Source organism: Bacillus sp. FJAT-50079 (assembly GCF_018343515.1).
In the GTDB taxonomy this organism is placed as follows: domain Bacteria; phylum Bacillota; class Bacilli; order Bacillales; family Bacillaceae_C; genus Lederbergia.
Window position 1 is genome coordinate 171,092 of sequence record NZ_JAGYPD010000002.1, and the last position, 26,153, is coordinate 197,244.

27 protein-coding genes and 1 CRISPR repeat array are annotated in these 26,153 nt (G+C 36.1%); of the genes, 18 read left to right on the forward strand and 9 right to left on the reverse strand.

The features are described from left to right. Nucleotides 1-123: 123 nt before the first annotated feature. A complete protein-coding gene (locus KHA95_RS04720; RefSeq protein ID WP_213136336.1) occupies nt 124-1,008 on the reverse strand; it encodes a fructose bisphosphate aldolase in 885 nt (294 codons plus the stop codon). 719 nt (nt 1,009-1,727) lie between these two features. Between KHA95_RS04720 and KHA95_RS04725 the strand changes: the two genes are divergently transcribed. Further along, nucleotides 1,728-2,948: an MFS transporter gene (locus KHA95_RS04725; RefSeq protein WP_213136337.1), complete on the forward strand. Its 1,221-nt coding sequence runs from the start codon at nt 1,728-1,730 to the stop codon at nt 2,946-2,948. 137 nt (nt 2,949-3,085) lie between these two features. Here the strand turns inward: KHA95_RS04725 and KHA95_RS04730 are convergent, their stop codons facing one another. Beyond that, complete coding sequence (locus KHA95_RS04730) at nt 3,086-3,514, reverse strand: hypothetical protein (RefSeq protein ID WP_213136338.1); 429 nt, start codon at nt 3,512-3,514, stop codon at nt 3,086-3,088. A 564-nt stretch (nt 3,515-4,078) separates the two neighbouring features. Next, a CRISPR array of direct repeats spans nt 4,079-5,173; the repeat unit is 32 nt; unit sequence GTTGCACTCTATATGAGTGCATGGATTGAAAT. A 154-nt stretch (nt 5,174-5,327) separates the two neighbouring features. Between KHA95_RS04730 and KHA95_RS04735 the strand changes: the two genes are divergently transcribed. From KHA95_RS04735 to KHA95_RS04750, 4 genes are all read left to right on the forward strand, one after another. Then, nucleotides 5,328-5,579 (forward strand): LapA family protein, encoded by a 252-nt coding sequence (locus KHA95_RS04735; RefSeq protein WP_213136339.1) that lies wholly within the window; start codon nt 5,328-5,330, stop codon nt 5,577-5,579. A gap of 191 nt (nt 5,580-5,770) precedes the next feature. Further along, on the forward strand, nt 5,771-6,556 hold the full coding sequence (locus tag KHA95_RS04740; protein WP_213136340.1) for a YwqG family protein: 786 nt from the start codon (nt 5,771-5,773) through the stop codon (nt 6,554-6,556). Between the two features lie 141 nt (nt 6,557-6,697). Next, nucleotides 6,698-7,063, forward strand: coding sequence for a hypothetical protein (locus tag KHA95_RS04745; RefSeq protein WP_213136341.1), 366 nt, complete (start codon nt 6,698-6,700; stop codon nt 7,061-7,063). Beyond that, nucleotides 7,047-7,685, forward strand: a complete 639-nt coding sequence (locus tag KHA95_RS04750) for an O-methyltransferase (protein WP_213136342.1) — start codon at nt 7,047-7,049, stop codon at nt 7,683-7,685. The genes KHA95_RS04745 and KHA95_RS04750 overlap by 17 nt, the downstream gene beginning before the upstream one ends. A 347-nt stretch (nt 7,686-8,032) precedes the next feature. Here the strand turns inward: KHA95_RS04750 and KHA95_RS04755 are convergent, their stop codons facing one another. The 3 genes from KHA95_RS04755 to KHA95_RS04765 all read right to left on the reverse strand — a co-directional run bounded on the left by KHA95_RS04755 (nt 8,033) and on the right by KHA95_RS04765 (nt 10,422). Beyond that, nucleotides 8,033-8,803 carry a YibE/F family protein gene (locus tag KHA95_RS04755; protein WP_213136343.1) on the reverse strand — a complete coding sequence of 257 codons (771 nt, stop codon included), beginning with the start codon at nt 8,801-8,803 and terminating at the stop codon, nt 8,033-8,035. Continuing rightward, complete coding sequence (locus tag KHA95_RS04760) at nt 8,800-9,906, reverse strand: YibE/F family protein (protein ID WP_213136910.1); 1,107 nt, start codon at nt 9,904-9,906, stop codon at nt 8,800-8,802. The genes KHA95_RS04755 and KHA95_RS04760 overlap by 4 nt, the downstream gene beginning before the upstream one ends. Nucleotides 9,907-10,128: 222 nt before the next feature. After that, on the reverse strand, nt 10,129-10,422 hold the full coding sequence (locus tag KHA95_RS04765) for an RNA polymerase alpha subunit C-terminal domain-containing protein (protein ID WP_213136344.1): 294 nt from the start codon (nt 10,420-10,422) through the stop codon (nt 10,129-10,131). A gap of 279 nt (nt 10,423-10,701) precedes the next feature. Here KHA95_RS04765 and KHA95_RS04770 point away from each other — a divergent pair, with 279 nt between their 5' ends. Continuing rightward, nucleotides 10,702-11,253 (forward strand): SMI1/KNR4 family protein, encoded by a 552-nt coding sequence (locus tag KHA95_RS04770; RefSeq protein WP_213136345.1) that lies wholly within the window; start codon nt 10,702-10,704, stop codon nt 11,251-11,253. Between the two features lie 44 nt (nt 11,254-11,297). On the opposite strand, the gene KHA95_RS04775 is transcribed toward KHA95_RS04770, so the two are convergent. After that, nucleotides 11,298-12,146, reverse strand: a complete 849-nt coding sequence (locus KHA95_RS04775; protein WP_213136346.1) for a TetR/AcrR family transcriptional regulator — start codon at nt 12,144-12,146, stop codon at nt 11,298-11,300. 143 nt (nt 12,147-12,289) lie between these two features. On the opposite strand from KHA95_RS04775, the gene KHA95_RS04780 reads away from it, so the two are divergent. Continuing rightward, nucleotides 12,290-15,379 carry an efflux RND transporter permease subunit gene (locus KHA95_RS04780; RefSeq protein ID WP_213136347.1) on the forward strand — a complete coding sequence of 1,030 codons (3,090 nt, stop codon included), beginning with the start codon at nt 12,290-12,292 and terminating at the stop codon, nt 15,377-15,379. A gap of 126 nt (nt 15,380-15,505) precedes the next feature. Continuing rightward, nucleotides 15,506-16,030 (forward strand): DinB family protein, encoded by a 525-nt coding sequence (locus tag KHA95_RS04785; protein ID WP_213136348.1) that lies wholly within the window; start codon nt 15,506-15,508, stop codon nt 16,028-16,030. Between the two features lie 45 nt (nt 16,031-16,075). Here the strand turns inward: KHA95_RS04785 and KHA95_RS04790 are convergent, their stop codons facing one another. Continuing rightward, complete coding sequence (locus KHA95_RS04790) at nt 16,076-16,918, reverse strand: aldo/keto reductase (RefSeq protein ID WP_213136349.1); 843 nt, start codon at nt 16,916-16,918, stop codon at nt 16,076-16,078. Between the two features lie 162 nt (nt 16,919-17,080). Here KHA95_RS04790 and KHA95_RS04795 point away from each other — a divergent pair, with 162 nt between their 5' ends. Continuing rightward, on the forward strand, nt 17,081-17,461 hold the full coding sequence (locus KHA95_RS04795) for a VOC family protein (RefSeq protein ID WP_213136350.1): 381 nt from the start codon (nt 17,081-17,083) through the stop codon (nt 17,459-17,461). A 42-nt stretch (nt 17,462-17,503) separates the two neighbouring features. On the opposite strand, the gene KHA95_RS04800 is transcribed toward KHA95_RS04795, so the two are convergent. After that, nucleotides 17,504-18,217, reverse strand: coding sequence for a hypothetical protein (locus KHA95_RS04800; protein ID WP_213136351.1), 714 nt, complete (start codon nt 18,215-18,217; stop codon nt 17,504-17,506). Nucleotides 18,218-18,929: 712 nt separating this feature from the next. Here KHA95_RS04800 and KHA95_RS04805 point away from each other — a divergent pair. From KHA95_RS04805 to KHA95_RS04825, 5 genes are all read left to right on the forward strand, one after another. Continuing rightward, a complete protein-coding gene (locus tag KHA95_RS04805) occupies nt 18,930-20,255 on the forward strand; it encodes an MFS transporter (protein ID WP_213136911.1) in 1,326 nt (441 codons plus the stop codon). Between the two features lie 131 nt (nt 20,256-20,386). After that, a complete protein-coding gene (locus tag KHA95_RS04810) occupies nt 20,387-20,758 on the forward strand; it encodes a replication termination protein (protein ID WP_213136912.1) in 372 nt (123 codons plus the stop codon). A 34-nt stretch (nt 20,759-20,792) separates the two neighbouring features. Further along, nucleotides 20,793-21,854: a DUF1835 domain-containing protein gene (locus KHA95_RS04815; protein ID WP_213136352.1), complete on the forward strand. Its 1,062-nt coding sequence runs from the start codon at nt 20,793-20,795 to the stop codon at nt 21,852-21,854. 164 nt (nt 21,855-22,018) lie between these two features. Continuing rightward, nucleotides 22,019-22,912, forward strand: coding sequence for a type II toxin-antitoxin system SpoIISA family toxin (locus KHA95_RS04820; protein ID WP_213136353.1), 894 nt, complete (start codon nt 22,019-22,021; stop codon nt 22,910-22,912). A gap of 44 nt (nt 22,913-22,956) precedes the next feature. After that, nucleotides 22,957-23,130 (forward strand): hypothetical protein, encoded by a 174-nt coding sequence (locus KHA95_RS04825; RefSeq protein ID WP_213136354.1) that lies wholly within the window; start codon nt 22,957-22,959, stop codon nt 23,128-23,130. A gap of 272 nt (nt 23,131-23,402) precedes the next feature. Here KHA95_RS04825 and KHA95_RS04830 read toward each other — a convergent pair whose 3' ends face one another. Beyond that, nucleotides 23,403-24,008, reverse strand: coding sequence for a hypothetical protein (locus KHA95_RS04830; protein ID WP_213136355.1), 606 nt, complete (start codon nt 24,006-24,008; stop codon nt 23,403-23,405). 186 nt (nt 24,009-24,194) lie between these two features. On the opposite strand from KHA95_RS04830, the gene KHA95_RS04835 reads away from it, so the two are divergent. The 4 genes from KHA95_RS04835 to KHA95_RS04850 are packed head-to-tail and all read left to right on the forward strand — an operon-like array spanning nt 24,195 to nt 26,086. After that, entirely contained in the window at nt 24,195-24,512 is a 318-nt protein-coding gene (locus KHA95_RS04835; protein ID WP_213136356.1) for an ArsR/SmtB family transcription factor, read from the forward strand. Between the two features lie 3 nt (nt 24,513-24,515). Then, nucleotides 24,516-24,911 carry an SRPBCC family protein gene (locus KHA95_RS04840; RefSeq protein WP_213136357.1) on the forward strand — a complete coding sequence of 132 codons (396 nt, stop codon included), beginning with the start codon at nt 24,516-24,518 and terminating at the stop codon, nt 24,909-24,911. 18 nt (nt 24,912-24,929) lie between these two features. Then, entirely contained in the window at nt 24,930-25,628 is a 699-nt protein-coding gene (locus tag KHA95_RS04845) for an FAD-dependent oxidoreductase (protein WP_213136358.1), read from the forward strand. Nucleotides 25,629-25,687: 59 nt separating this feature from the next. Then, nucleotides 25,688-26,086, forward strand: coding sequence for an SRPBCC family protein (locus KHA95_RS04850; RefSeq protein ID WP_213136913.1), 399 nt, complete (start codon nt 25,688-25,690; stop codon nt 26,084-26,086). Nucleotides 26,087-26,153: the final 67 nt, after the last annotated feature.

Below are 26,153 nucleotides of genomic sequence, written 5' to 3' on the forward strand. Positions count from 1 at the left end.
GTTTGTGCCAATAATAACATCTAAAGTCGATAAGTGAATTCGAAAAATATAAGTGGTTTGTACTACATCTTTTTGTATAGCTATAAATTAATAAAATCTATAAGGGCGTTAGTCCTAAAATTTCTATACAGAAGCATCATAAATAGAATCAATGGCTTTGGCGAGTTTTTCATTAAACTCGGTGTCTGTTTGGTTGACATTCAAGTCCTGACTCAAAGCTCTGGAAAAGCTGGCAATTAGTCCATCATTTACTTTTAGCTTTTCATTCGCCACATCTGTGGAGTATCCGCCGGAAAGTGCAACGACGCGAACCACCCTAGGATGGTTAATGAGCGATTTGTATATATTTGTAATAGTAGGGATGGTTAATTTTAACATCACGTTTTCATTTTCTTGCAAGTGATTGAGATGATCTAGAAGTTCATCTTTTAACAGCGCTTCACATTTTTCCTTTTCCGGGCTGTTAATATCAACTTCTGGTTCAATAATTGGTACGAGTCCAGCAGCTATAATTTGTTTTCCGGTTTTAAACTGCTGATCAACAACGGCTTTGATGCCTTCTGGATTGGCTTCCTTTATTACTGAGCGCATTTTCGTACCGAAAATATGACGCTCCTTAGCACGCTCCAACGTTTCGTCCAGGTCGTCGATTGGTTTCATTCGTTGTACGCCATTTGATTCTTCGGCAAGTCCTTTGTCCACTTTTAGAAAAGGTACAATTCCTTTCTTTTCGGCTAAATAATCTCCTGTGTACATGCCCTCGATTTTCCGATCCATCGTTTGTTCAAAAAGGATAGCACCTAAGATTTTATCTGAATTAAAAGCAGGTGATGTAATAATCCTTGTTCGCATCTCATGTACTAAATCAAACATCTCACCCTCATTGCTATATGCATCTTTTGAAACACCGTATGCGGCAAGTGCATTGGGCGTACTGCCGCCACTTTGATCCAGTGCTGCAATAAACCCTTTACCATTTTTAATCTTTTCAAATTGACTTTTTTGCATCCTATTCACTCCTTCTGCATATAGAAAGAAATATTCGAGCAACCGTATATTTTTAGTGTAGCATAAGGGAGACTGCTGACAAAAGACGGAAGCCTTACTTTAATACCCTCATTAAAATGGGCCAAACTAAAAAAACGAATACTATTGTAGTTAGAGGTTCGTCCATTATGTTTGAGAAGCTTAATGATGAGAGTGATACTCGACAGATAAACAATACTCCAAATGCATTTATAGGGAGGGGTTGGCTATAAAATAAAAAAAGTCTGCCATCGACCTTATGAATATGTTACACTTCTGATAACTTGTAGGAATTTATCTGATGAATCACATTAATAACTTAACTAGCTATTGAGCAGGGATTTTTCCATTAGGGAAGATTATTGCTTTTTGGTTTTTAAAGACACACCCAGATCATAAATAATATAAAAATTAATATGAATGGCTGTTTTTTCAGAAAGGTAATTGTGTAATCTGTGCTTTCTTTGATTAAAAAGTGGTATACCTTATACAAAGTAAAATATACCCAGGTCTTTGACAGCTAATTTTGACCCGGACCAAATCTTTTTCACTATCTCCCCATAATAATTTGAGTATTCTGCCTTGTCTACCTTGAATCAGTCTGAATTTCAATAAAAAACAAAATATAAACGGGAGGGTATGTCCATTGTAAAATTCCCTTTTTATCATCAAAATAAACATGGTAAATAAGGGGAGAGATGATGAAAAGTAATTCATTCCGTTTTTTATGGATGGGTCAATTGTTTGCTAATTTAGGCGATATTTTTTATGTCATGGGGTTAATCTCTATTTTGTATGCGATGACCGGGTCCGCAATGTATTTGGTATTGTTACCGTTTTTAAATACGTTTGGAAGATTCATAAGTGGGGCAATTTCACCTTTACTACTGAACAAATACAGATTGAAATCACTTTTGGTAAGCTCTCAATTAAGTAAAACGACTATTTTATTCATCCTAGCATTTTGTCTTAGTTTTCAATTAACAGTTGGAATTTGGCTTATTGTTTATTGTATCCTATTCATCGCTTTCTTTGATGGATGGGCCATGCCGGCAACTAATGCTATGATTCCCAGAGTGGTCAAAGAAGCCGAATTATTGAAAGCAAACAGTATTATTTCAATGATTAATGAAACGGTTCAAATAGGTGGTTGGGCATTGGGAGGAATGCTAGTTACATTAATAAATGGCCAAAATACAATTTGGCTTACCTTTTCCTTATTTATCGTATCTACAATTATGATGATACGGATTGTAGATCATACACCTTTCCAAGTTAAAGTTGAGAAACAAAGAACAGTTGAAACGTTAAAAGCAGGTTGGCTTACGATATGGAAAAATCCGTTCTTTCGAAGCATCCATGTCATGATTTTTATAGAAGCAATGGCGAACGTAGTTTGGGTAGCAGCCATTCTTTATGTATTTGTAACTGAAGTATTAAAGGTAACAGAAGCATGGTGGGGATATATAAACACAGCGTTTTTTCTAGGTTTGCTACTCGGTGGAGTAATCTGTTCGAGATTTTCTGTAAAACTTGAAAAGAACATAAGAAAGACAGTGTTATACTCTTCCTTTGGTGTTTCCATTATAACGTTTTTATTTGGAATAAATTCAATAGCTTGGCTGGCATTAATAATGGTCGCTATAAGTGGATTCCTCGATCAAATAAAAGGGATCACCATACACACATATTTACAAAAGGAAGCATCTGCAGAAGATTTACCAAAGATTTATAGTGTACAATCTTCGATGATTTCATTGGTATTTGGAATATCGACATTAGCCTTTGGAGTAATTGTAGAGTACATGAGTGTCCAACTAACATTTCTCATTGCAGGATTCCTCTTAATTGGATCAAGTATTTATCTACTTGGCATAAAAAAACGATTCCCTAACGATTATATATTGGAAAAGGAAAATTAAGAAGCAAGAGGCTGCATTTGCAAATAAATGCAGTCTTTCGGTTTGTATTATATTGTATCTATTGAAACCGATTGAAGAAAAAAAGAAGCTGCTGCGATTACAAATAATCGAGCAGCTCAAGCAAAACCTTTAAGGCACTATACTACATTAAGTTCTTCAGCCGTAAAGTTAACCGATAATACAACTTCATTTTGTGCAGGTGCTGTCGAACGTGAAATACTTCCAACTAAGTTATAGGTGTATGTTCCTACCCCTGGCTGATCAAAAGCTGTAAAAGTAGTTGTCATTTCATCGAAATCTGTATCCAATACGTTTCTAATTGTAGCATTATTGGAAGTTCGGACAATTAGATATTGAACAGTATTTCCTCGAAGTGGTGAAGTGAGTACAGTTGACGAGCTAGTCTGTGACCAAATTGAAGCCATTAATCTAACAGTATCAGTAGGTTCATGTACAGTAATTGTTACCGTTGAAAGAATCGCTGATGTCCCATCAGAAGGTAGACTAGGTAGAGGGCTATAATTTGTCCCTAACGCAATCCCACAACATTTCCGTCGTAATCCCATGTTATTCCCCTCCTTTCTGATTGAACTACTAAAATAATATGAATTTATTTTTCTGTTGATTGTACAAACTTTAAAATGTGTTAAGGTCGATGGGGAATGGTAGCTATTCATGCTATATGAATAAGTATAATATCTATGAAACAACGATCATACTTTTTAAAAACTTTACAATTCAAAGAATATGGCGAGGGAGGCATAGAGAGTAACTAAAGTACAATTAATGGTAAAACACTGTAATTTAACAGGCAAACATACTATAATGATTAAAACTACCAATTAAGCTATTTAATGAAAGTAAAGCGTTGTAGGGCTCTTGTCGATCAGTTGTGGATTAGCATGTAGCAAATAGAAACAAATCTATTATTCATAGTGAAGAGGTTATTAGTGATACAACACCGCTTTTAGGTGCGGATCAGAAGCACACATGAAATCTCTGGGAGATCCGCACCCTAAAAGTGGATAGATTTCTAAATATATCTTGCTTTTCAGCTTAGCAAATGACATTTAATGGATTTAAACAATGCTAACTAAGAAGTTAATAACCTAAAATACCCTATTTTCGCAGTTGCACTCTATATGAGTGCATGGATTGAAATCGAGGACTATTTGAAGGATTTATTGAGGAAAGAATGTTGCACTCTATATGAGTGCATGGATTGAAATCTCTTGGATTCTCGCTTGCAGCTTGTACAATTCAGTTGCACTCTATATGAGTGCATGGATTGAAATGTCAATTTCCTCAATTTTGATACTTTGCAATTCGGTTGCACTCTATATGAGTGCATGGATTGAAATAAGGGTGTTGATATTTTACTTTATAGCAAGTCTGGTTGCACTCTATATGAGTGCATGGATTGAAATTGTTCGGGTCCAACTGTTAACTGTCACTTCCTTTCCGTTGCACTCTATATGAGTGCATGGATTGAAATCGTCCTGGTCCAAGTATCGACAGTGACCTCTTTGTTGCACTCTATATGAGTGCATGGATTGAAATTACCATCGCCCCATTCTGTTAAACGTGTTACACAGTTGCACTCTATATGAGTGCATGGATTGAAATGAATAATCCTCTAAATTCGCCGAATGTATCTTGAAGTTGCACTCTATATGAGTGCATGGATTGAAATACTTGATGAATGAGATTCTTTTCTAAGTTCTTTTGTTGCACTCTATATGAGTGCATGGATTGAAATTATTCTACCCCCCAACGACTCAACAGCTAATTCTAGTTGCACTCTATATGAGTGCATGGATTGAAATATTTTATACACCTACAATTTAAAAATAGGCATGATCGTTGCACTCTATATGAGTGCATGGATTGAAATATCCGTGCAAGCTGTTAAAACGGCAGTTAATACGTTGCACTCTATATGAGTGCATGGATTGAAATATGCTACCACCTCGAACATTCGTTTGTATTTATTGTTGCACTCTATATGAGTGCATGGATTGAAATATCGTCAGCATCGAAGTAACGCTGCAAAACACCGGTTGCACTCTATATGAGTGCATGGATTGAAATATTGATCTTTGGCAATCAATCAAAGAATCCGGTCTGTTGCACTCTATATGAGTGCATGGATTGAAATGCTGGATCCGTTGACTTGGCAAGCAATGCATGGGAGTTGCACTCTATATGAGTGCATGGATTGAAATTTCAATCCAGCGAGTGTTGCGTCTGATCCATTCAAGTTGCACTCTATATGAGTGCACTTTTCTTTTGCAATTTAATTACAGCGATATATTAATCGATTGAACTAGTAAGAAAATTGCTTTAAAATGACGTTAACACGGATAAACGAGGTGACTTATGAAAGGTCAATGGAACTTAATATTAGCACTACTGATTGCCTTAATCATTGCCATTTTTTCAGTTATCAATGTTGAACCTGTAACAGTTAATTATTTATTTGGTAAAGCCGAATGGCCATTGATCCTCGTTATTATTGGATCAGTTCTATTAGGAGCAATTTTAGTAGGTTTAATTAGTATGATGAGAATTTATCAATTACACCGAACATTGAAAAAGGAGAAAGGGGAAACAGATCACCCTTTAGAATGATGGAAGTCGTCGAAAATATTATATTTTCGACTTAAAGCAATCATTAAACTTTTTAATCATTATTATTCTTCCAAGCTATTTATAGAGCCTGTTTTGATTCATCTTTTTTTCAAAACAAGCTCTTTTGCTTTTTTCTTTAGTTATTAAAGTATCATGCTAGATTGATCAGTAATGAACGAGGGAGTGGAAAGATGAATTTACCGATGCAATTACAGCCGTATGCGGATGCTCTAATAGAGACAAAAAAATCAAGTTTAATTATTCGTGGGAAAATTGGAAAAGCAACACGGCAAGCAAGTAAGTTTAGTGGGGAGCCGTATTGGCTAGAAGCAGATGCTTATCCAACGAGTAAAAATGGCGATCCGCTTCGTTTACTTGCACAAATCAATTTCAACGAAATAGAAGTAGCCATTCCAAATTATCCAACAAAAGGAATTTTACAGTTTTTTGTCGCAAATGATGATGTATATGGTTTAGATTTCGATGATATGACGAATCAAGATACGTTCCGTGTTATTTACCATGAAAAGGTTGAATCCGATCAATCAAAGTGGATGACGGAGTTTCCCAGCTTTGAAAATGACGATGATTTTCCGATAGAGAAGGAATGCACGTTATCGTTTGAGCATTTCGAGGAAATTGTGTCGGGTAGTGATTATCGTTTTAACGCTATTACACAGGCTGATCAATTATTAGAGAATGAAAATTATGAGGCATATGATGAAATGGCCGAGGCGTATTTTGAACTGGCAAGTGGACAAGGTTCTAAAATAGGCGGGTATCCTTTTTTCACACAAGAAGATCCGAGAGCTTACGGGGATTATCCAACATTTGACACACTTTTATTGCAGATCGATACAGAAGATAGCCTAAATATCATGTGGGGAGACTCAGGTGTGGCGAATTTCTTTATCGCAGAAGAAGATTTAAGGAAACGTGATTTTTCCAAAATCCTTTATAATTGGGATTGCTATTAAATCAAAAAGGCTGAATGCAGATTCAGCCTTTTTTCTGTCTATATTTTAAATAAAATAAAAAGTATTGACTGTTCGTATACGAATGTATACAATTTAATCAGATTTATACGTATACATTCGTATACAAAAGGAGGTTTTTTTATGAGAGACGAAAAATTTAAAGAAAGAGGTCATCATCGTGGTGGGCGTTATAAAGGATATGATGGTTCATTGCAACACGGACCTAAAACCTTCCGCCGCGGGAGAGCCATTGCTTTTTTAGAAATGATGTATCTTAAACGTTCAACGATTAAGCACCAATTAGAAAAGCCCGAGTTTCACTCAATTCGACCTATTTTAATTGGCGAATTAAAGGCGATTGACATGGTAATTAATCAATTTATTCAATTATTTGACATACATGAAGGTGAAGTAACAGAAGCGGTTTATCACAAAAACGAAGAGACAGAAACTTCTAGATCAGATCAAAATGAGGAAGGGATGGAAAATGATGAAACAAATGAATAACTATATCGATTCCATGTTTTATAAAGAGGATAGGCTTTTAGAGGAGGTCGTTTTGTCTATAAAGGAAAATGGGATGCCTTCCATTTCTGTATCTCCTTCATCTGGAAAATTATTGACGATGCTTGTATCCATTTCTGGCGCAAAAAACGTCCTGGAAATAGGGGCTCTAGGTGGGTATAGCGGAATTTGCCTCTCTAGAGGATTCGACAAAGATGGCAAATTAACCTCACTTGAATTAGAAGAGAAGTATGCACAACTAGCACTGAAAAATCTAACGAAAGCGGGATATGGTAATCAAGTAACTTATATGACCGGACCAGCATTACAAAGCCTCGAACATTTAGTTGCTGACAAGAAGCGATTTGATTTCTTCTTTATTGATGCAGATAAAGGCAATTATGAAAATTATTTGGAATACTGCTTGCGACTAGCGGAGCCAGCGGCGTTAATCGTTACAGATAATGTACTTGCAGGTGGAAGTGTTGCAGACGAGAGTATAAAGCAAAAACGTTATACTGAATTAATGAAAAATTTTAATGAAGTGGTAGCTAATCATCCTCGATTAGAATCTGTGCTCGTTCCAATCGGTGATGGGATAACAATTTCAAAAGTAATTAAATGAAAATAATCGACTTAATGAAGTGAATGATAGTTAGGCGATAATATTCACAATGAGGCTCTCTATGCAGGTAATTACTGCATGATCGCTCCTAATGTTGGAATCTATACCGCAGGCCACTCTATCGAAGCAAAAGATCGGGATAAAAGTGGGTATGCAATACCCATTAAGTTTGGAAATGATGTTTGGGTTGACGGAAGTTGAGTGATTCTTCCCAGCATGAAGATTGCTAACAACTCTATCGAATCGTAGCCGGACAACCGGCAAAAATTCTCAGAAAGATAGAATGATGTACACGATAAAAAAACGCTTGGAAAAAAGATTCCAAGCGTTTCAAATGGTCGCCAAATTTATTTCGCTACTTTTTCCCGCATCCTTACTAGAAAATAAGCGTTAATCCAAGAAGCGATAGGAATGATTAAGGCAATCCCAATGCCAGCGCAAAGGATTGTAAGTATTTCCTCACTAAATACTTTTGAATTAATCACTTCTCCAGCGGAATAGGCAAGATCTTTAAACAATAAAAGCAAAGCCATATAACCGCCAATAAAAGCGAAAAATAATGTATTCGTATTAGACCCTAAAATATCTCTTCCGATATTCATACCAGATGTAAATAACTCTTTTCTACTAATGCTCGGATGATGGTTAAATATTTCTTGCATTGGCGAGGTAATGGCAATCGCCACATCTGTCATTGCTCCAATTGTACTCATAATGATCATCGCTATCCCAATTTTTACGAAATCGACGCCAATATAAAGGGAGAAGATGCCCAGTTCTTCCATTTCCTCTTCACGAAATCCTTGGATCATCGCTTTATCTGTAACAAGACCAATTAGTACAAATAAAATGAAAATCGTAATCAATGTTGAAATAAAAGCTGTAATTGTTTTACTGTTTACTTCATTAATATAAAATAAATTTATACAGCTAATGATCGTACACGCAATCATTGTTAAGGTAATGGGATTCATGAGCGAGCTTGTCATAAGAATAGTTGTAATAAGAAGCACCCCAAAGTTTAAAAATAAAGCAATAAAAGAACGAACCCCTTTTTTTCCACCAATTACAATCATCAATATGAATAAAATGGCTGCAAGCCATAGTAATACATTCATCCTTTTACCCTCTTTCGCTTAACAAAAAGAATCGAAGTATATAAACCGATCGGAATGGTAATGACAATGCCAATCCCACCGGCCAGTGCGCGCGCTAATTCCAATGAAAGATTGATGGAAAGGGTAAAACCGAGTGGAGAAGCATTTTTAAAATATAAGATCAACATCGGAATCGAGCCGCTTATATAGGCAAAAAATAAAATACTTGTCATCGTACCCATAATATCTTTTCCGATATCCAAACCTGACGCTTTTAATGCTTTCACGGAAATATGTTTGTCTTTTTCGTATAATTCGAAGATAGAAGAAGACATCGTAATCGCCACATCCATTACAGCGCCTAATGAGCCGATAATTAAGCCAGCCATAAATACGGTACGATATGGCCGGGTCAGAAATTGCATCTCTTCATAGCGAAGCCCATTTTCATTCGTAGCCCACAGCACAATATAAGTAATGAACAAGGAGATAAATGTTCCTAACAATGTCGCAACAATCGCAGCATATGTTTTTTCATTCACGCCATTTACAAGCAATAAAGAAATAACTGTAAATAAAATAACGCTAATGCTGCATATTAGGAGCAAACTGATTTGAGAACGATTCACGTACATATCCAATGCATAGGACAATATAACAGCATTAATCACTAAACTGATAAAAGAGAACATCCCATGTTTTTTTCCGACAATGAGTAAAACAAAGATAAAAATCCAGGCAACGATGACGATATATTTATCCCGTTTTACATCATTTATCGTTCCTATTAATTGGTCTGTTTCTTTATTTGGATTAATGGAAACAAATAATTCATTTCCAACAACGTACTCATGATCATATGCGCCAGATGATGAATATTCATTCATTAAGTGAATATGCTGCCCTTTTTCTTTTCCATTTTTGATTTCAGCAATGATCTCCTGAGTAAATAGTCGATCTTTATTATTATACATATCTATCGTTTCAGTCGAATCAATCAAATCGGCTTCAATAACTTTGGCAATCGGACGTTCATAAAAAGAATAATTATTGTAAACAAACAGAAGAGAAGTGACAAAACAAAGTGCAATGATGATATACAAAAGAAGATGTTTTTGATTCATTTTTATTAATCGCTTTACGTTCACATCCAAAATAAAACCTCCAATAGCAGGACGAAAACCAGTATCTAAAATGGGACAGCGCCTTAGCTAACAATGGACATAGAATAACAATAATATATTTGAGCGTCAAGGCAACGAGGGGGACAGGGGAGAGTGAGAAGGAAAATTACAGGTTTAAAATTAATCGCTTGGATCAAAGTGACAATCCAAACGATTGACTGCTTAGTTTCTAAATGATAAGTCTTTTTCTGCTAAGGCAGAGCTTAATTTAGGGATAGAAGCTGGACCCATTCCATGAAATGCTAATATTTCCTTTTCACTGTATTGAGCTAGTTTTTCTAACGTTGTAATCCCATTGTTTTCTAGCGCTCTTCTAGCTGGTGCCGAAAGCATTGAAAGAAATCCACTAGCCGGTTTTCGTTCTTGTTCGCAAGTTGGGCAAGTGGGACAATCAGTACTTTTATAATATGTATGACCATTTAAACAAACCCTTAATGTCTTTTCAGATGCAGTCATTATACACGACCTCCTTAAAATCATACATAATTGTACACTAACCAACGTGAATATGAGAAATAAGAAAGCCGCTTTTTACGAATGTATGAAAATTTGAAAAGATTTTATCCGGATGCAAAAGATAGTGGTAATATAAATGAAAGAACGTGCAAAGTTTGTTCAGCAAAAATCAGTTGAGCTTAGGCATTATCTAATGGGACAAGAATAACTTAGAAATCGACTCATACAAATGGAAAAAGCCGGTGGATGAATGAAAGTTAGCACTTGGAGGAATCTATGATGAAAAAAGAAGGGCGTCTCGTTAAGCAAACGCTGCATTCTTTGAAGAAGCGTTTAGAAGATAACTACCAAATCATTGAATTACAAAACGAGCAAGGGCATGTATTTAAAGCAACATGTACGTTCACCCCTCCTGCAAGCGAAAAGGATATCATCTATTTTGAAAAAGAAACTGGATTTATTTTGCCTGAAGATTATAAAGCTTTTTTACAAATATCAAATGGTTGTCGTTTATTTGATGATGTACAATTTGGTGGTGAAATAGAACTTTTTAGTCTAGAAAAGATCATTGAATTAAATCAAGACTATGATCCGTACGAAGGTTGTTTTGTGATTGCTTACATTTATCAAGACCATATCGTCATCCATTCTAATCTGTACTCACAAAATAGTAGAAATTATCTTTTTTGGAAAAGTCATATTGATCAATTGAAAGAAGCAATACCATTACAAATGAATTTCGAATTGTGGTTAGAACGATTTATCATCAGTCAAGGTGTAAAATTTTGGTGGTGGCCAATATATACTGCCGAAAATGCCTATTACAGTTAATTAAAAAAACAGCGGTAGCAAAAGCTTATGGCTACCGCTGTTAATTATGCTTGATCGATTTTACTTTCAAAAAAACTCCGCAATAAATAAGAAGCCTTTTTACAACTAGGATCATTTTCGATATTTTTGAGCAAGCCTTTTATCATTGCAGCACTTAATGTTGGCTCGATGATTTGTTGTTTTAATAAAACTAACGATTCTTTTTCAATCGATTCATTTAGCTTTTCAACGGTTTGATCCAATACTTCTAATAATTGATCCTCCAGCCCTTCATTATCTTTCGTTTGTTGAAACATTTCAATTAATTCATTGGAAATAAAGGGGATCGTCGTATGTTTTGCCAGCAGGTCTGTTTTTTCCACTAATGATCGTGCAAGTAAATCCAAATCTAAAGGTAGATTATAAAATAAAAATAACTCCGAATAGCTTTTTATAAAACCTTTCATTATATAAGTTAAATCATATTTTGTTTGTCCAATCTCTTCGCCATATAATCGTTGAATCATCGATAAGATGAGTTCTTCTAATTTCTGATCATAGTATCGAATTTTTATAATAAATTCTTCATTAAATGATTGGGTTTGCTCTTTAATGAAAATCTTCGCAAAATCAGAATGCTTTTGAAAAGACTGATACATGGCATAGTAAAAAGTATATAAAAGCTTACTATCATCTTTTGTGTTGTTGACCAAGTAGTCAATATCTGAGGTAAACTTTATCATAAAATGATCAATTAATGCTAAGATCAATTCGTCCTTTGATTTAAAAGATAAGTAGAAAGCGCCTTTGGAAATTCCGCAATGTTCTGTTATTTGTTGAACAGAGGTAGCTTTAAATCCTTGTTTTGCAAATAACTCGATCGCTTTCTCCATAATTAATTGTTTTTTAATCATTTTATTAAATCGCTCCTATTAGTTTATCAACAAAAAAATGACTACACAGTCATTTTTGCGGAAATATATCATTGACAACTGACTAACTAGTCATTATTATAAAGAAGTGAGTTCCATAAGTCAATATAGGGGTAGGTGTAGAAGTGAAAGGTTTAGTTAATTTTGTTTTAAAGAATAAATTAGCTGTTTGGTTGCTTACGATTATTATCGTAGCATCTGGAATGTACTCCAGTACACGAATGAAAACGGAGACGATCCCAAATATATCCATTCCATTCTTAATGGTGATGGACGTGTATCCAGGTGCGACACCTGAGCAGGTAATGGAAGATGTATCCGTGCCTTTAGAGAAAGTAGCGGAAAACCTTGATCATGTAAAAGGGGTATACTCTAATTCATATTCGAATATGGCAAGCATTCAAGTAGAGTATGATTATGGTATTGATATGGACGAGGCAAAACGTGAATTACAATCCGCTCTAGACTCTGTCAGCTTGCCGGAAGGGGCGCAAAAGCCGACAATTACAGCGATTAGCATGAATATGATGCCTGTCGTTGCATTAAGTGTAAGTAGTCATGATGAGGATATCGTTGATCTTACATCAACGGTGGAAGATGTTATCCTCCCGAAAATACAGAAGATTGATGGAGTTGCATCAGCAACGATTACGGGGCAACATATCGAGGAAGTAGAGCTTACGTACAACAAAGAAAAAATGTCTGAGCTTGACATCACTGAAGATGATGTAAAACAAATGATTCAAGCGAGCGACTTAGCCGTTTCACTAGGGCTTTATGAGTTTGAAGAAGGGGAACAAGCGGTAGCAATCGATGGTAAGTTCATGACCGCGAATGAATTAAAGGAAATGCTTATTCCTGTCACTCCTTCAGCAGAAAATCCAGCACCGTTTGTGAAGCTAGGTGATATTGCTACGATTGAAGTGATTGGTAAGGTCGAATCTGTATCACGAACAAATGGTGAAGATGCGATTGCGATTCAAATTATTAAAGGACAACAAGCGAATACGGTTGATGTCGTCAATGATGTGAAGAAGCTTATTGAGGAAGAGCAGAAGAGAATCGACGGTTTAATTATTGATGTAACACTTGACCAAGGTGAACCGATTGAACATTCAATTTCAACAATGATTGAAAAAGCGTTATTCGGTGGTTTAATCGCCGTACTTATTATTCTCCTTTTCTTACGTGACTTCAAATCAACGATTATTTCAATTATCTCGATTCCAGTATCGATTTTCATGGCATTACTCTTATTGCACTGGATGGATATCACGTTAAATATTATGACGCTCGGTGCAATTACGGTTGCGATCGGTCGTGTAATCGATGACTCAATCGTCGTCGTAGAAAATATTTATCGACGTATCCATTTAAAAGAAGAGAAATTAACAGGACGTGCGCTCATACGTGAAGCAACGATTGAGATGTTTAAACCGATTATGTCATCAACAATCGTCACGGTTGCGGTATTTGCACCACTCATTTTCGTTGGCGGAATGGTCGGAGAGTTGTTTATGCCGTTCGCATTAACAATGACGTTTGCACTTGGTGCTTCACTTCTTGTTGCGATTACCATTGTTCCAGCATTATCACATACATTATTTAAGAAAAAACTATATGGTGAAAAGACAGAGATTCGTCATAAAGAAGCTGGAAAAATGGCCAAGGGGTATAAAAAAGCACTCAATTGGTCGCTAAACCATAAAATTATTACATCGATCATTTCGATTGTGTTATTAATAGGAAGTTTAGCGTTAACGCCATTGATTGGTTTTAGCTTTATGGGCAGCGATGAAGAGAAAGTGATGTATTTGACGTACACACCTGAAACAGGTGAACTAATGGATGATACATTAGCAAATATCACCACGGTGGAGGAAGAGTTATTAAAACGTGATGACATTAACATCGTTCAATTATCTGTTACAGAAAATGGCGATGCAATGACCGCGATGATGGGTGGAGGAGCAGGCGGTGCTTTAATGTACCTGATCTTTGATCCTGACATGAAAGACTTCCCGAAAGCTCGTGAAGAAATTGAAGATTATGTGTTTAATATTGGCCAATCTGGTGAATGGAAGAGCCAAGACTTTAGTTCAATGTCAATGTCTACGAATGAGATTAGCTACTCATTTTACAGTGAAGATTTAGATAAACTGAACGAAACAGTTAAAATGGTAGAAGATGTAATGAATGAAAACAAAGGCTTGGAGAAGGTTTCTTCAAGTGCAGAGGATGCCTATGTGGAGTACACATTCAAGGTAGCCCAAGATGAGTTGCTTCAATACGGGTTAACGACAGGGCAAATCCTTATGATGTTAAACCCGACAAAAACAAAAGATGTATTGACGACGATTGAAAAAGATGGAAATACATTAGAGGTCATCGTTCAGCAAGAGCAAGCGAAACAACCAAAATCGATTGATGACTTATTAGCAACGGAAGTGCCAACAGCGCTCGGAACAACGATGCCACTTTCTGAGCTCGTAACAGTCGAGAAAGGCACAACACTAAATACACTTGCTCGTAGTAAAGGGGAATACTACGCAACGGTTTCAGCTACGATTATCGGTGATGATATCTCAAAAGCAACATCTGAAGTAGATAAAGCGATTGAAAAATTAGATTTCCCTAAAGGGGTCACTTTTGATGTTGGTGGCGTTGCTGCCGATATGCAGGAGACATTTACACAACTTGGTGTGGCCATGCTTGCAGCGGTCGCAATCGTCTATTTCATCCTTGTTGTTACATTCCGTGAAGGGGTTGCTCCGTTTGCAGTCTTATTCTCGTTACCATTTGCGGTCATTGGTTCATTTGTTGGTTTATTAATTGCAGGTGAAACAATCTCAGTATCTGTAATGATGGGTCTATTAATGTTAATCGGTATCGTTGTAACGAATGCGATTGTACTTGTAGACCGGATTATTCGGATGGAACGTGATGCAGATATGCCAATGCGTGAAGCCGTCTTAGAGGCTGGGGTAACTCGTTTACGTCCTATTCTAATGACAGCTATTGCGACAATCGGTGCATTAATTCCATTAGCGATGAACTCAAACGGCGGTGGTGGCTTAATTTCGAAAGGACTTGCGATTACCGTTATGGGCGGATTGATCAGTTCGACGTTATTAACATTAATTGTCGTACCAATTGTTTATGAAATCTTATCGAAGCTATTTAAGAAAAATCGTAAAGAATTAGAAGAGAATTAAACGAAGAGCCCTACAAGATGTTTCAATGTCTTGTAGGGCTCTTTTCGTTTTCTTGTCAATTGATCAATAAGTATGCTATAAAAGAAGCGAAGAAATAGTCTTGAAAGATGGAAAAGGGGATTCGAAATGAATTTTAAGATGAACGAAGCGATGGAAATTCTTGAACGAACACCAGAAACATTAGCCGTTTTATTAACAGGCATTTCTAAAAGTTGGTTTACATGTAATGAAGGGGAAGGGACCTGGAATCCATCCGAAGTAATTGGACACCTTATCGAAGCTGAAAAGTATAATTGGATCCCTCGATTAAACATGATAATTGATGAAGGAGAACGTGAAGCTTTTCCACCATTTGATCGATATTCTCATTTACAAAAAAAATCCGCATCTCCAATTGAACATAAACTAGATGAATTTAAATTAATAAGAGCTGAAAATACGAAAAAATTAAAAGCGCGAATACAAACCAAGGAACAATTAGAATTAACTGGTCTGCATCCAGATTTTGGGACTGTCAAATTAAGAGAGTTGCTTTCCACATGGGTTGTTCATGATTTAACACATATCACACAAATTGGCCGCGTGCTCGCCAAACGATACAGTGAAGATGTCGGACCATGGAAAGAGTATTTAAGTATTTTAAAAAAATAATAGCTAAAATCCGCATCACTAAATGTCGTGATGCGGATTTTAAATTTAAAACTCTTCATATGTAGCAGGGTCTTGATTTTTCAATCTACCATCAGAGTGAGATAATCCTGTAATCATTTCCATCTCCGCCTCATCTAAATTGAAATCGAAGATCGATAAATTTTCTAGCTGTCTAGTTGGTGAAGAGGATTTAGGGATTGGAATCGCACCGAGCTGATAATGCCAGCGCAAGATGATTTGTGAGATCGTTTTATTATGATGATCGGCAATTTTTTTCAGCTTTTCATTATCTAGCACTGCATTTGCTCGGGCTAATGGACTCCATGACTCTGTAAAAATACCTTTCTCTTCATGCCATTTTCTTTGTTCCGCTTGGTTAAAAAACGGGTGCAGTTCAATTTGATTGATGCTTGGTATTACACCGGTTTCCTTTTCTAAACGTTCTATATGCTCAGGTAAGAAATTACAAACACCAATCGAACGAATCAATCCCCATTTTTTCGCATCAATTAATGCTTGCCAAGCCTCTACATAATGATTTTGCTTTGGATTTGGCCAATGGATAAGGTATAAGTCATAATAATCTAATTGGGCCCGATATAATGATTCCTGAATGGCTGTAACTGCCTGCTCATAGCGATGATAACGACCAGGTAATTTCGATGTAACCAACAATTCTTCACGTGGAATGGCCGTGCGACGAACCGCTTCACCAACCGTTCCTTCATTTTCATAATTATAGGCAGTATCAAGCAGGCGATAACCATAATCAATCGCAGTTGTGATCGCATTCACACCTTCATTTCCCTTTAAATTATATGTACCTAAACCTATGACTGGAAAAACCAATCCATCATTCAATGTAACAGTTGGAATTGATTGAATCATCTCATTCACCCTTCCTCTCATAATAGCTAAAGATTACCACATTTTTATGATCTTTCATAATTGTTTGATCAATAGTAGACATTACAAAAAGAAGAGTCAAAATGGGGGACAAGTGAGGATCCCTACTGTAATATAAATATACAATTCGTGGAGGTGATCCGTATGATTAAACAAGTTGGACAAATTATGTTATACGTCAACAATCAAGATGATTCAATGAAATTTTGGACGGAAGTAGTTGGATTTCATCTTATTTCTGAAGAAAATAATGGCCAAGGGATGCGCTGGATTGAAATCGCTCCAACAAAGGAAGCAGAGACGAGCATCATTCTTCACAACAAAAAACTCATTGCCGAGATGCAACCGGAATTAAACCTAGACACACCTTCGTTAATGTTTTTCTCCGATGATCTTGATCGCCTTTATCAAGAACTATCTTCAAAAGGGGTTACTGTTGGAGAAATCATCGCTATGCCAGGAGGCAGAGTGTTTAACTTTGCTGATAATGAAGAGCGTTATTTCGCTGTTATGGAAAAAAGATAACATAAAAAAGTTGCTTACTATACATAAGCAACTTTTTTGTTCTTACCATGATACGATCAGCCAACCATCTTCTTGGAAAATTGAATAGCCAACATACTCTTCCAATGTTACCGATACTTCTTCTCCAGTTTCGGCTACGATATCAATATTTTCAACTAACCCTTCATATTCCTCGAAGCCATCGCGTGAAAATAATTGTTTTAAAATCTCAGCATTCTCTACCTCGCTAGCTGCAACACCCGTACTCATATGTACAATCGGTGTCCCATCTTTTACAATCGCGAACACATCACTATATGGAATCGCATATAACTTTGCGCCGTAACGTTCTGCTACTTCAATCCAATGCGAAAATTTATCCTCGTTCACCAACTCATAAACACTGCCATCAAGGGTAAACGTATCCTCATCATTTTGATTTTCAATCGGAGCCTCGCTTTGTTGATCTTCTTTATTCACTATATTTTCATCAGTATTCACAGTAATTGTCGTTGTATCAATTAATGGGACATCTTGTACAGACTCTATTGTATTCACTTCTGTTTGATTGTTCGTACGCATTTCCGTTGGCTGTAACAAGTCATTCTGTTCAAAATAAGAAGTCGCATGATCATGAGTTTCATCCATTACTGTTTTTACATGATCATTCGGAGTTAACGTTGCAGTAGCTTTGCTATGATCCTTATCATAATAAAATCCTCCAACGACCATGATTATTAAAATTGGAAAGATCATCGCATACAGTTTTCTTTTCACAATTAACTCCTCCTTTTAGCCTCTCTTATATATATAGACGATATAGATGAGAATAAGGTTTCATTTTCCTACAAATATATTTCATTTATTACAAAATGATGACAAACAATAAAGCAGTTCTAAAGATAAAAGGCAGCCAACCGATAAGAAATAAAGAAAGACAAGCACGAAGAGGCAAATACAAGCAACACTATGTACTAACAACACGATATGGTGAAATATGGAGCTCGCTCAATATTTTTGATATTCTATATGAATAGTGCACGTAAACCGTCTATAAGGGGTTTGAATGAAGGGGAATAGCAGATCCATTCGTGGAAGTTGACGTATGCTTATATCTTTTATGCAAGCTAAACCTATGAATTTACTAGCACTTGTTTAGGTGCTTTTTTAAAAAGTTAATAATTGACTGGAGAAATAAAGGATGGTATTCTACAAATAATGCATATCACATTTGTTTGTTTACCAAACAAATTAATTAGAAATAGGAGTGATTAAAATTTAGCACTCGAGATGTCGATGCCTCTTTTTTCACTTTATTGAAAGGGATTTCAGTATTTTGAAAATTACCATGACTAGTAAGAGTGCAATGTATTAATTTGTTCATGATTGTAGTAATTGTTAGTAGATTAAAAGTTTTGTAAGCACTCACTTATGCGCTTACTTGGAAAATGTTTGAAAGAGAGGAAAAAAATGATGTCCAGAAAAGAGTATTACAGATAACTTTCTCAAAAATAAGTTAGGCAGGAAATTTGGTCGTCGTCGATTTTTCTTACTAATTGGTTCACCTTTAATGTTAACTTACATCTTGCTGTGGGTAACAGGAATGAACTACTGGTATTACTTAGCTACATACTTACTATTTGAGATTGTCGCGGCACTCGTATTAATTCCGTGGGAAACATTGCCGTCTGAAATGACAAAAGACTTCAATGAAAGAACAAAATTGTCAACGGCTCGGATGTTTTTATCTGGTACAGGTACGTTTTTAGCTACTTTTATTCCTGGTCAATTAATTGCATTTTTTGGCGAAAATAATTCTTATGCTTATTTTATTAATGGTCTGTTTTTTGCTATATTATTTGCTGTATGTATCTTTATTTCGTATCGATCAACTTGGGAAGCTGAACTTACTCCTGAAGAAGAAGCAGCATTATTGGCAGAATCAAATAAACGAAAAACGTTTGGTGAGACAGTAAAATCTCTTGTTGGTGTATTACGTGATTATGTTTCAACATTTAAAATTAAAAGTTTCCGAAAACATTTGGCGATTTATATTTTCTCATTTACGGCAAAAGATGTATTTAACGCAGTATTCATTTTCTTCTGTGTGTACGCTTTAAATACTTCTGCTTCACTTGGCGCAAACTTATTGTCCTTAAGTATTATTGGGGTGCCGATGACGATTTTATCGGGATTTTTGTTTACAAGAATTGGACCTTCAAATTTATTTAAAATTGCTTATTCAATTATGATTGTTTGTTTATTAGGGTTCTGGGGTATTTATTTGATTCAGCCAAGTTCGATGATCATTTCTCTATTTATTATCGCAGGGGTTTATCAAATCGGTAGAAGTATGTTGGAGTTTACTCCTTGGAACGTTTATCCATTTATTCCGGATGTTGATGAAATCGTTACTAGACAAAGACGTGAAGGTCTCTTTGCGGCAGTTATGACATTCTTTAGAAAGACTTCCGTTGCAATTGCAACATTCTTTGTAGGAGCTCTACTAGAATGGGGTGGCTTTGTACAAGGAGCGGAAGCGCAAACACCTGAAGCAATCAAGACGATTGTATATACATTAGTTATCGGAACAATCGTACTACTTCTCATTGCGTTAGCAATCGCTTTAACTTTCAGATTAAACAAAGAAACACATGGAATTTTAGTTGATGAAATTGAGCGTTTAAAAAATAATGGGTCTAAACATGATGTCGATCCGAGAATAAAAGAAGTAGTTGAAGCACTTACTGGATATAATTATGATCAAGTATGGAACGATGATGTAGCAGTTGAAGGGAAAGTAAAAGTCTCTTAAAGCTTATAATTATACAGACTCCTGTCATATGATAGGGGTCTGTTTTTATTTTTGAATAAGGGCGAGAAAGGAACAAATTTCATGTATAATGAAAGTACGTGTTATTAGCACAATAAGGGGAGGGGATTGTCATCGCAACAAAACAAAGGGAAAGTACAGGTTTTTTAATTAAGCAGCGAGCATTCTTAAAGCTATACTTAATTACGAATATTGAAAATGGCAGATGGTACGGAATGAAATTATTGGATGAATTGCGAAAGGAATTTAAACCAATGGGATTCGAGCCACAACACCCTGAAATTTATCGAGCACTCCACGAACTCCTTGAGCAAGGAATATTAAAGCGAGGAAAAATAAAAAAAGAAGGGAGCAAATATCAAGAAATTGCCGTTTATTATATTCGCGATATTGAAAAGGCGAATGCATATAAGAAATTAATAAAACATGATCTAGATCGCGGATACCAACTGATTAAAAAAGCATTAGAAGATAATTACCATTAAAAATATCTGAATAATACATTTATTGAACGGGGTGATGAATATAGAGACGAAGGTAAATGATCCTTTTCTTTATTTTTTCTTTGAACCAAATATTGTGTTTGTTTACGAATTAAATACAGAAAATTATGTAACATTATTAGAGGTGCGTGAATCGGAGAGCTGGAAAACATTCGAGCTTAACGATAAGCAGACGTTCCCAACATTTGATCACCAACTGAGCAACCCACTTGAAGGAAAAGCATACATGCTTGAGCAAGCTGACATGTGCGAGATAGTCAAAATCATCAACCAACATATTCATAAGAACCGTCGTCTATCAAAAAGTCAGGTTCCCGTTCATCTAGCTTCCTCCGAGGCGGCGGCTGGACTGCTGCGATTTTCACTGGCATATCCAAAAACAGTGATCGGATTTCCTGATATGTTTTCAATCGGTCCGCTCTGGCAACTTAGCGAGAAGCGCGGACAAACAGCCAGATCTGAATGGTTGTATGAAAATATTAATTTCGAGGATGACCAGAATGAATATGAAATTAGTTTTATGAATACGTTATTAGCGCTCGAGGATATTCCAGCACATGTACCTATTTATATTTGGTATGCTGAAAATGCTGATGAACAAATCGGAGTTCGTTATATGCTGCATCGATTACGAGAAAAGCTTAATCCCATTTTTCTTATGAATAGCGGGAAACAATATACAAACCAGCTAGAACCGGAATCAATCAAACTTTTATTCGAGCAAAGGAAAGACAATATGCCGTTATCGAAAACAGAACGATGCCAATGGCAAAATAAGTGGCAAACACTCGCTCGATCCAAGGACATTTTGCATATTTACAGCAACGAAAGGATTAAGGGCGTTCCTTCAGCCCAATACGACCCATTGATCATTAATACAATTGAAAAACTTCACAGTGAACAAGACAGCAAAACATTTATTAAAACGAACAGAGTAATTGCAGAAATAATAGAAACGAATGAATATGTAAACATCTATTATTTAGAATATCGAATTCGCTTCCTCATATATAGTGGGAAGCTTGAGTTAAAAGGCATTCCAAAATCAATGCATCATTACTCTGTGAAAACCCGTTGAAACCAGAATCACTGTTATCAGCGGGTTTTCATCCACTTGGAGAAGGGTTTGGCTGCTATTTGCAGGGTACGAACATTTGTTTTATAATAAAGAAAAGGATATAAAACAACCGCTTTAATGATCAAGATGTAATAATGTGAAGTAATGACAAAGGAGGGATGGGATTGGAAGCAAACTGGTATATGATTACGATTTGTTCCCTTCTTTTACTTGGGATTGCCTTTAGCATCGGTTTGTACATATGGAGTCGAGAATTTTATTTAAAGCACCGGATAGCTATTAGGAAAATATATTATGGAACCGTTATTGCCACCTCGTTTTTCTTGTGGGCATTTAATGCGTTTCCTAATGTTGGAGCTGAATTAGAGTATTTAATTGCTCTTGTCGTTAGTATTGTTGCAATTGATTTATTTATTTTTCAAACACCAGATATTACGAAATTCATGTCTAATGAGTTAAAACAAGAAAGCTTAGTCGAAAGTATTAATAAAAACCGAGGAACATTTATTGAATTAAGCGAAAAGTTAATAAAAGTAAATGAGTTGATGCCAAAAAGTGAACAAAAGTGGCATTTGGAAGAATTCGAATTTACTCCAGAAACATATGAAGAATTTGTTCTCTCTTACTTAAGAAATTTCACTTCATCTTTTCATCTTGAGGTATACTCCTATATGGTTGAATCTTCTCCTAACGAAGATCTGTTTCAAAGAAACATAGCGTCCGTTTATGAACAAATTCGGCTAGACCATGATTTTACCCTTAGAGGAGTGGGGATGAGGAAACAGCAAGTAATCAAAACACTCTTAGACGGAGAGAATATCGAAATTCTCGAAAAGGAATGTTCCTCTGTGTTATTCCCTTATTTCGGTGAATATTATAACTTGCTTTTTGTCGTGAGCTCTAGAAAGGGGAATGAAGTTACAGGCGCAGACGCCTCCCTTATGTTAAACATGCTTTATACGTTCGATATGTGGTTACTATCAAAGGAAGATGAGTTTTTAACTGGTGATGAAAGCGAGGAACCAGAACATAGCATAGTAGATGGAAATGGACAATAGGCTATGTTATAATTATATTACTAAGAATAAAGGAGTGTGGAGAAATGTCCGTTCAAATGCGAGCTAAAGATGCAGAAAAAGATCAAGCGAAGAACACATTCCGCCACGGTCAAATGCCTCCTAGAAATCCTAATAAACGACCGACAATTATTAATATGAGTCGTTCCATCGGCCGAATGAAAGCCAATGACAGAGATGCAATCATGCGAGCACGATAGACAAGAGAAGGTAAATCAATGACCTTCTCTTTTTTTATGTTATTTTTTCAAGAAGTCGCATAAGCTATACTGACAAAGCGAAAGGATGTGCCCAAGATTGAAATCAACTCAAAAATCATTAGCGCCCAGAAATCCTAATAAACGACTTTGCGTAGCGAGAAACATTACCTTTGCTGTCCAAAAAGAAAACGAACACTGGCTAAGATTATTCGCAAGGAGGGCGTAAATACCTTAAAGAAAACAACCTAATAAATAGAAAAACCTCATTCGATTTAGTCGTGATCCGTCCATACGACTTTATATAAGAAGGCCAACTCCGTTTCTTCCATGCCCATGGGCAGTTCGCCATTTTCGTTTCCGACAGAACGCAGCTCGTTTTTCGTTGTACCTAGCCACGCCGCTAAATAAACAGGTTTATTTTTCTCTAAAGTGACCTTCTCGCCGATTAGCTTATTAAAAGAGGATACTGTCATCGCATTATTTGAATAATTCGTTGTAACATGCCCAGAAGGTACACCAGCTATTAATTTTATAGGGTGATTTTTATCCATCGTGTTGCTTATTGCAAAAGAAATGATGCTATCATTAAACGTAGCTTCGGGTCCCTTCGAAGTCGTAAGCAACTCCTCCTTAAACTCGCCGTTTTCATATACCTCTACGGAAAATTGTAAATCATCCTCTACCTTTAAAGTACCTGTTAACATAAAAAATTCAATCCATCCCACATCTGTTTTACTTATGAGAAAACTTTCCTTTTCACTCAAATTATATGGCTTAATCGTTAATTTTGATGACGTTTTTTCTTTTTCTGCACCTACACACCCCGTTAAAAGCATGCCGAGCACCGCAAACAAACAAAATAGCTTCACATTTCTCATTTTTCACACTCCGCAAATCATTCGTTCCACTCATTATTTCAGATGATCGCTTTATGCTCAATAAGCTTCTACATAAATTGTCACTTATAAATAACAATAATACTTAGATGGTTGACTAGACACCTTTCAGTGTCATATAATTACGACACTGAAAGGTGTCTAATTCAGAAAAGTGGAGGGAGGATTTTGAATAATACTTACCAGCGTGATGTTTATGTCGCTATTGCAGATCCAACGAGACGAAAATTAATACGATTGTTAGCAGATTCAGATGAGTTACCCCTATACGAATTAACTCCTCACTTTCAAATAGGGCGTACAGCTGTTTCCAAACATTTGGCGATCCTTAAAGAAGCTGATTTAGTAACCAACCGGAAAATTGGTAGAGAAACAAGGTATCGATTAAATGCAGCTCCTTTGCAGGAAATTAAGGATTGGTTATCTTTTTATGAGAAGTTTTGGAATGAAAGAGCGATATTACTAAAAAATATATTGGAGGAATAAACCATGGCGGATTTATCATTAGACTTTCAATTTAAGAGTTCCATCAATAAAGTATGGGATGCTTTAACACATTCAGATACTCTTGCACAATGGGTAATGGAAAATAATTTCAAACCAATCGTAGGATATAAATGTCAGTTTCGAAATGAACAAATAGGCTTAATCGTAGATAGTGAAGTGTTGGTAGTGGACAAGCCTTATAAATTATCTTACACATGGGTAGGTGGACCAATCAACACGATCGTCACATGGACATTGAAACAAGAGGGTGAAACAACTCATTTACATCTTGACCATTCAGGCTTCGAAAAAGAAAATCAAGCATTCCATGGCGCGAAATATGGTTGGGCAAGTAAAGTAAACGAACTGAAAAAAATATTAGCGGAAGAGATGGCTTAATTTAAAGGAGTAAGTGAAATGAGTTTTTTTAAAGATACATTTTCCATATTCAAAAAAAGAGAACTTGCATTTTTAGAAAGGAATAAAGAATCCGACAGTGTGTATACTTTTTTATTCGAAAAAGAAAATGAGTTAACGTGGAGTGCGGGGCAACATGGTTTATTCACAATTACCCATAAGAAGATAAAAAACGCTATACGACCATTCAGTGTAGCATCTTCTCCAACAGAGAATGTTATTCAAATTACTACAGAAATTAGCGATAAGCCAAGTGAATTTAAAAAGGCTTTGCTGGAACTAGAAAAAGGAATGAAAATTAAAATGAGTGGACCAGTAGGATCTTTTTATTTAAAAGATAACAGTCCATCTCTCTTAATTGCTGGTGGCATTGGCATTACACCGTTTCGGGCAATGGTCAAACAATTAGAGGCAGAAAATAATGGAATCGTGAAACAAGTAAAACTACTCTATTTAGATAGTGAAAAACCCTATATATATAAAGATGAACTTGATCAAACGTCAATCAATGTAACTTACCTTAAATCGAGGGATGAATTATATGGAGAAATAGATGCATTTATTACCTCAAATAAACATAATGGCAAATACTTTATTGCAGGTTCGAAGTCAATGGTAGAGTCGATTACCAATCATTTGAAAAATAATAATATCCCAAAACGGAATATTAAGAAGGATTCCTTTTGGGGGATTCATTGATCGCGGATTTTTTTAAAACGTATTAAGTTGAAAGCTACGTAAAAAAATTAGGAGGAATAATCATGGCAGAATTATCAATGGATTTTCAGTTTACAAGTTCGATCGAAAAAGTGTGGAAAGCATTAACTGATTCGGATACTCTTGCAAAATGGATCATGGAAAATGACTTTAAACCAGTCGTTGGACATACATTTCAATTTCGAACAGAACCGACAGAATGGTGGAGCGGGCTAATTGAAGGCGAAGTGCTTATTGTGGACCCACCAAATCGGTTGTCCTATACTTTCGCCAGCGGAGAGGAGCACACGGTTACTTGGACGCTACAAGATGCAGGGGACGGAAAAGTGAATCTCCATCTCGAACAAACCGGAATTTCAAGTGAGCAGGGAGCAGAAGGCGCGAAGTATGGATGGATGAACTGGTTCGAAGGGTTTGAAAAGGTGTTAGAAGATCTGTAAGGTCAAACATATAGAAAAACAAATGGCTCGGTATCCGACCGGGCCGTTTGCTTTTTTTGTATTAATA

Coding starts and splice junctions, on each gene's coding strand:
- KHA95_RS04740 (WP_213136340.1), top strand. CDS start 5,771: ATGAATTTACCGATGCAATTACAGCCGTATGCGGATGCTCTAATAGAG.
- KHA95_RS04720 (WP_213136336.1), bottom strand. CDS start 1,008: ATGCAAAAAAGTCAATTTGAAAAGATTAAAAATGGTAAAGGGTTTATT.
- KHA95_RS04760 (WP_213136910.1), bottom strand. CDS start 9,906: ATGAATCAAAAACATCTTCTTTTGTATATCATCATTGCACTTTGTTTT.
- KHA95_RS04790 (WP_213136349.1), bottom strand. CDS start 16,918: ATGATTCAATCAATTCCAACTGTTACATTGAATGATGGATTGGTTTTT.
- KHA95_RS04735 (WP_213136339.1), top strand. CDS start 5,328: ATGAAAGGTCAATGGAACTTAATATTAGCACTACTGATTGCCTTAATC.
- KHA95_RS04785 (WP_213136348.1), top strand. CDS start 15,506: ATGAATTTTAAGATGAACGAAGCGATGGAAATTCTTGAACGAACACCA.
- KHA95_RS04755 (WP_213136343.1), bottom strand. CDS start 8,803: ATGAATGTATTACTATGGCTTGCAGCCATTTTATTCATATTGATGATT.
- KHA95_RS04825 (WP_213136354.1), top strand. CDS start 22,957: ATGTCCGTTCAAATGCGAGCTAAAGATGCAGAAAAAGATCAAGCGAAG.
- KHA95_RS04840 (WP_213136357.1), top strand. CDS start 24,516: ATGGCGGATTTATCATTAGACTTTCAATTTAAGAGTTCCATCAATAAA.
- KHA95_RS04845 (WP_213136358.1), top strand. CDS start 24,930: ATGAGTTTTTTTAAAGATACATTTTCCATATTCAAAAAAAGAGAACTT.
- KHA95_RS04770 (WP_213136345.1), top strand. CDS start 10,702: ATGAAAAAAGAAGGGCGTCTCGTTAAGCAAACGCTGCATTCTTTGAAG.
- KHA95_RS04730 (WP_213136338.1), bottom strand. CDS start 3,514: ATGGGATTACGACGGAAATGTTGTGGGATTGCGTTAGGGACAAATTAT.
- KHA95_RS04725 (WP_213136337.1), top strand. CDS start 1,728: ATGAAAAGTAATTCATTCCGTTTTTTATGGATGGGTCAATTGTTTGCT.
- KHA95_RS04795 (WP_213136350.1), top strand. CDS start 17,081: ATGATTAAACAAGTTGGACAAATTATGTTATACGTCAACAATCAAGAT.
- KHA95_RS04745 (WP_213136341.1), top strand. CDS start 6,698: ATGAGAGACGAAAAATTTAAAGAAAGAGGTCATCATCGTGGTGGGCGT.
- KHA95_RS04830 (WP_213136355.1), bottom strand. CDS start 24,008: ATGAGAAATGTGAAGCTATTTTGTTTGTTTGCGGTGCTCGGCATGCTT.
- KHA95_RS04775 (WP_213136346.1), bottom strand. CDS start 12,146: ATGATTAAAAAACAATTAATTATGGAGAAAGCGATCGAGTTATTTGCA.
- KHA95_RS04765 (WP_213136344.1), bottom strand. CDS start 10,422: ATGACTGCATCTGAAAAGACATTAAGGGTTTGTTTAAATGGTCATACA.
- KHA95_RS04750 (WP_213136342.1), top strand. CDS start 7,047: ATGAAACAAATGAATAACTATATCGATTCCATGTTTTATAAAGAGGAT.
- KHA95_RS04815 (WP_213136352.1), top strand. CDS start 20,793: ATGAATATAGAGACGAAGGTAAATGATCCTTTTCTTTATTTTTTCTTT.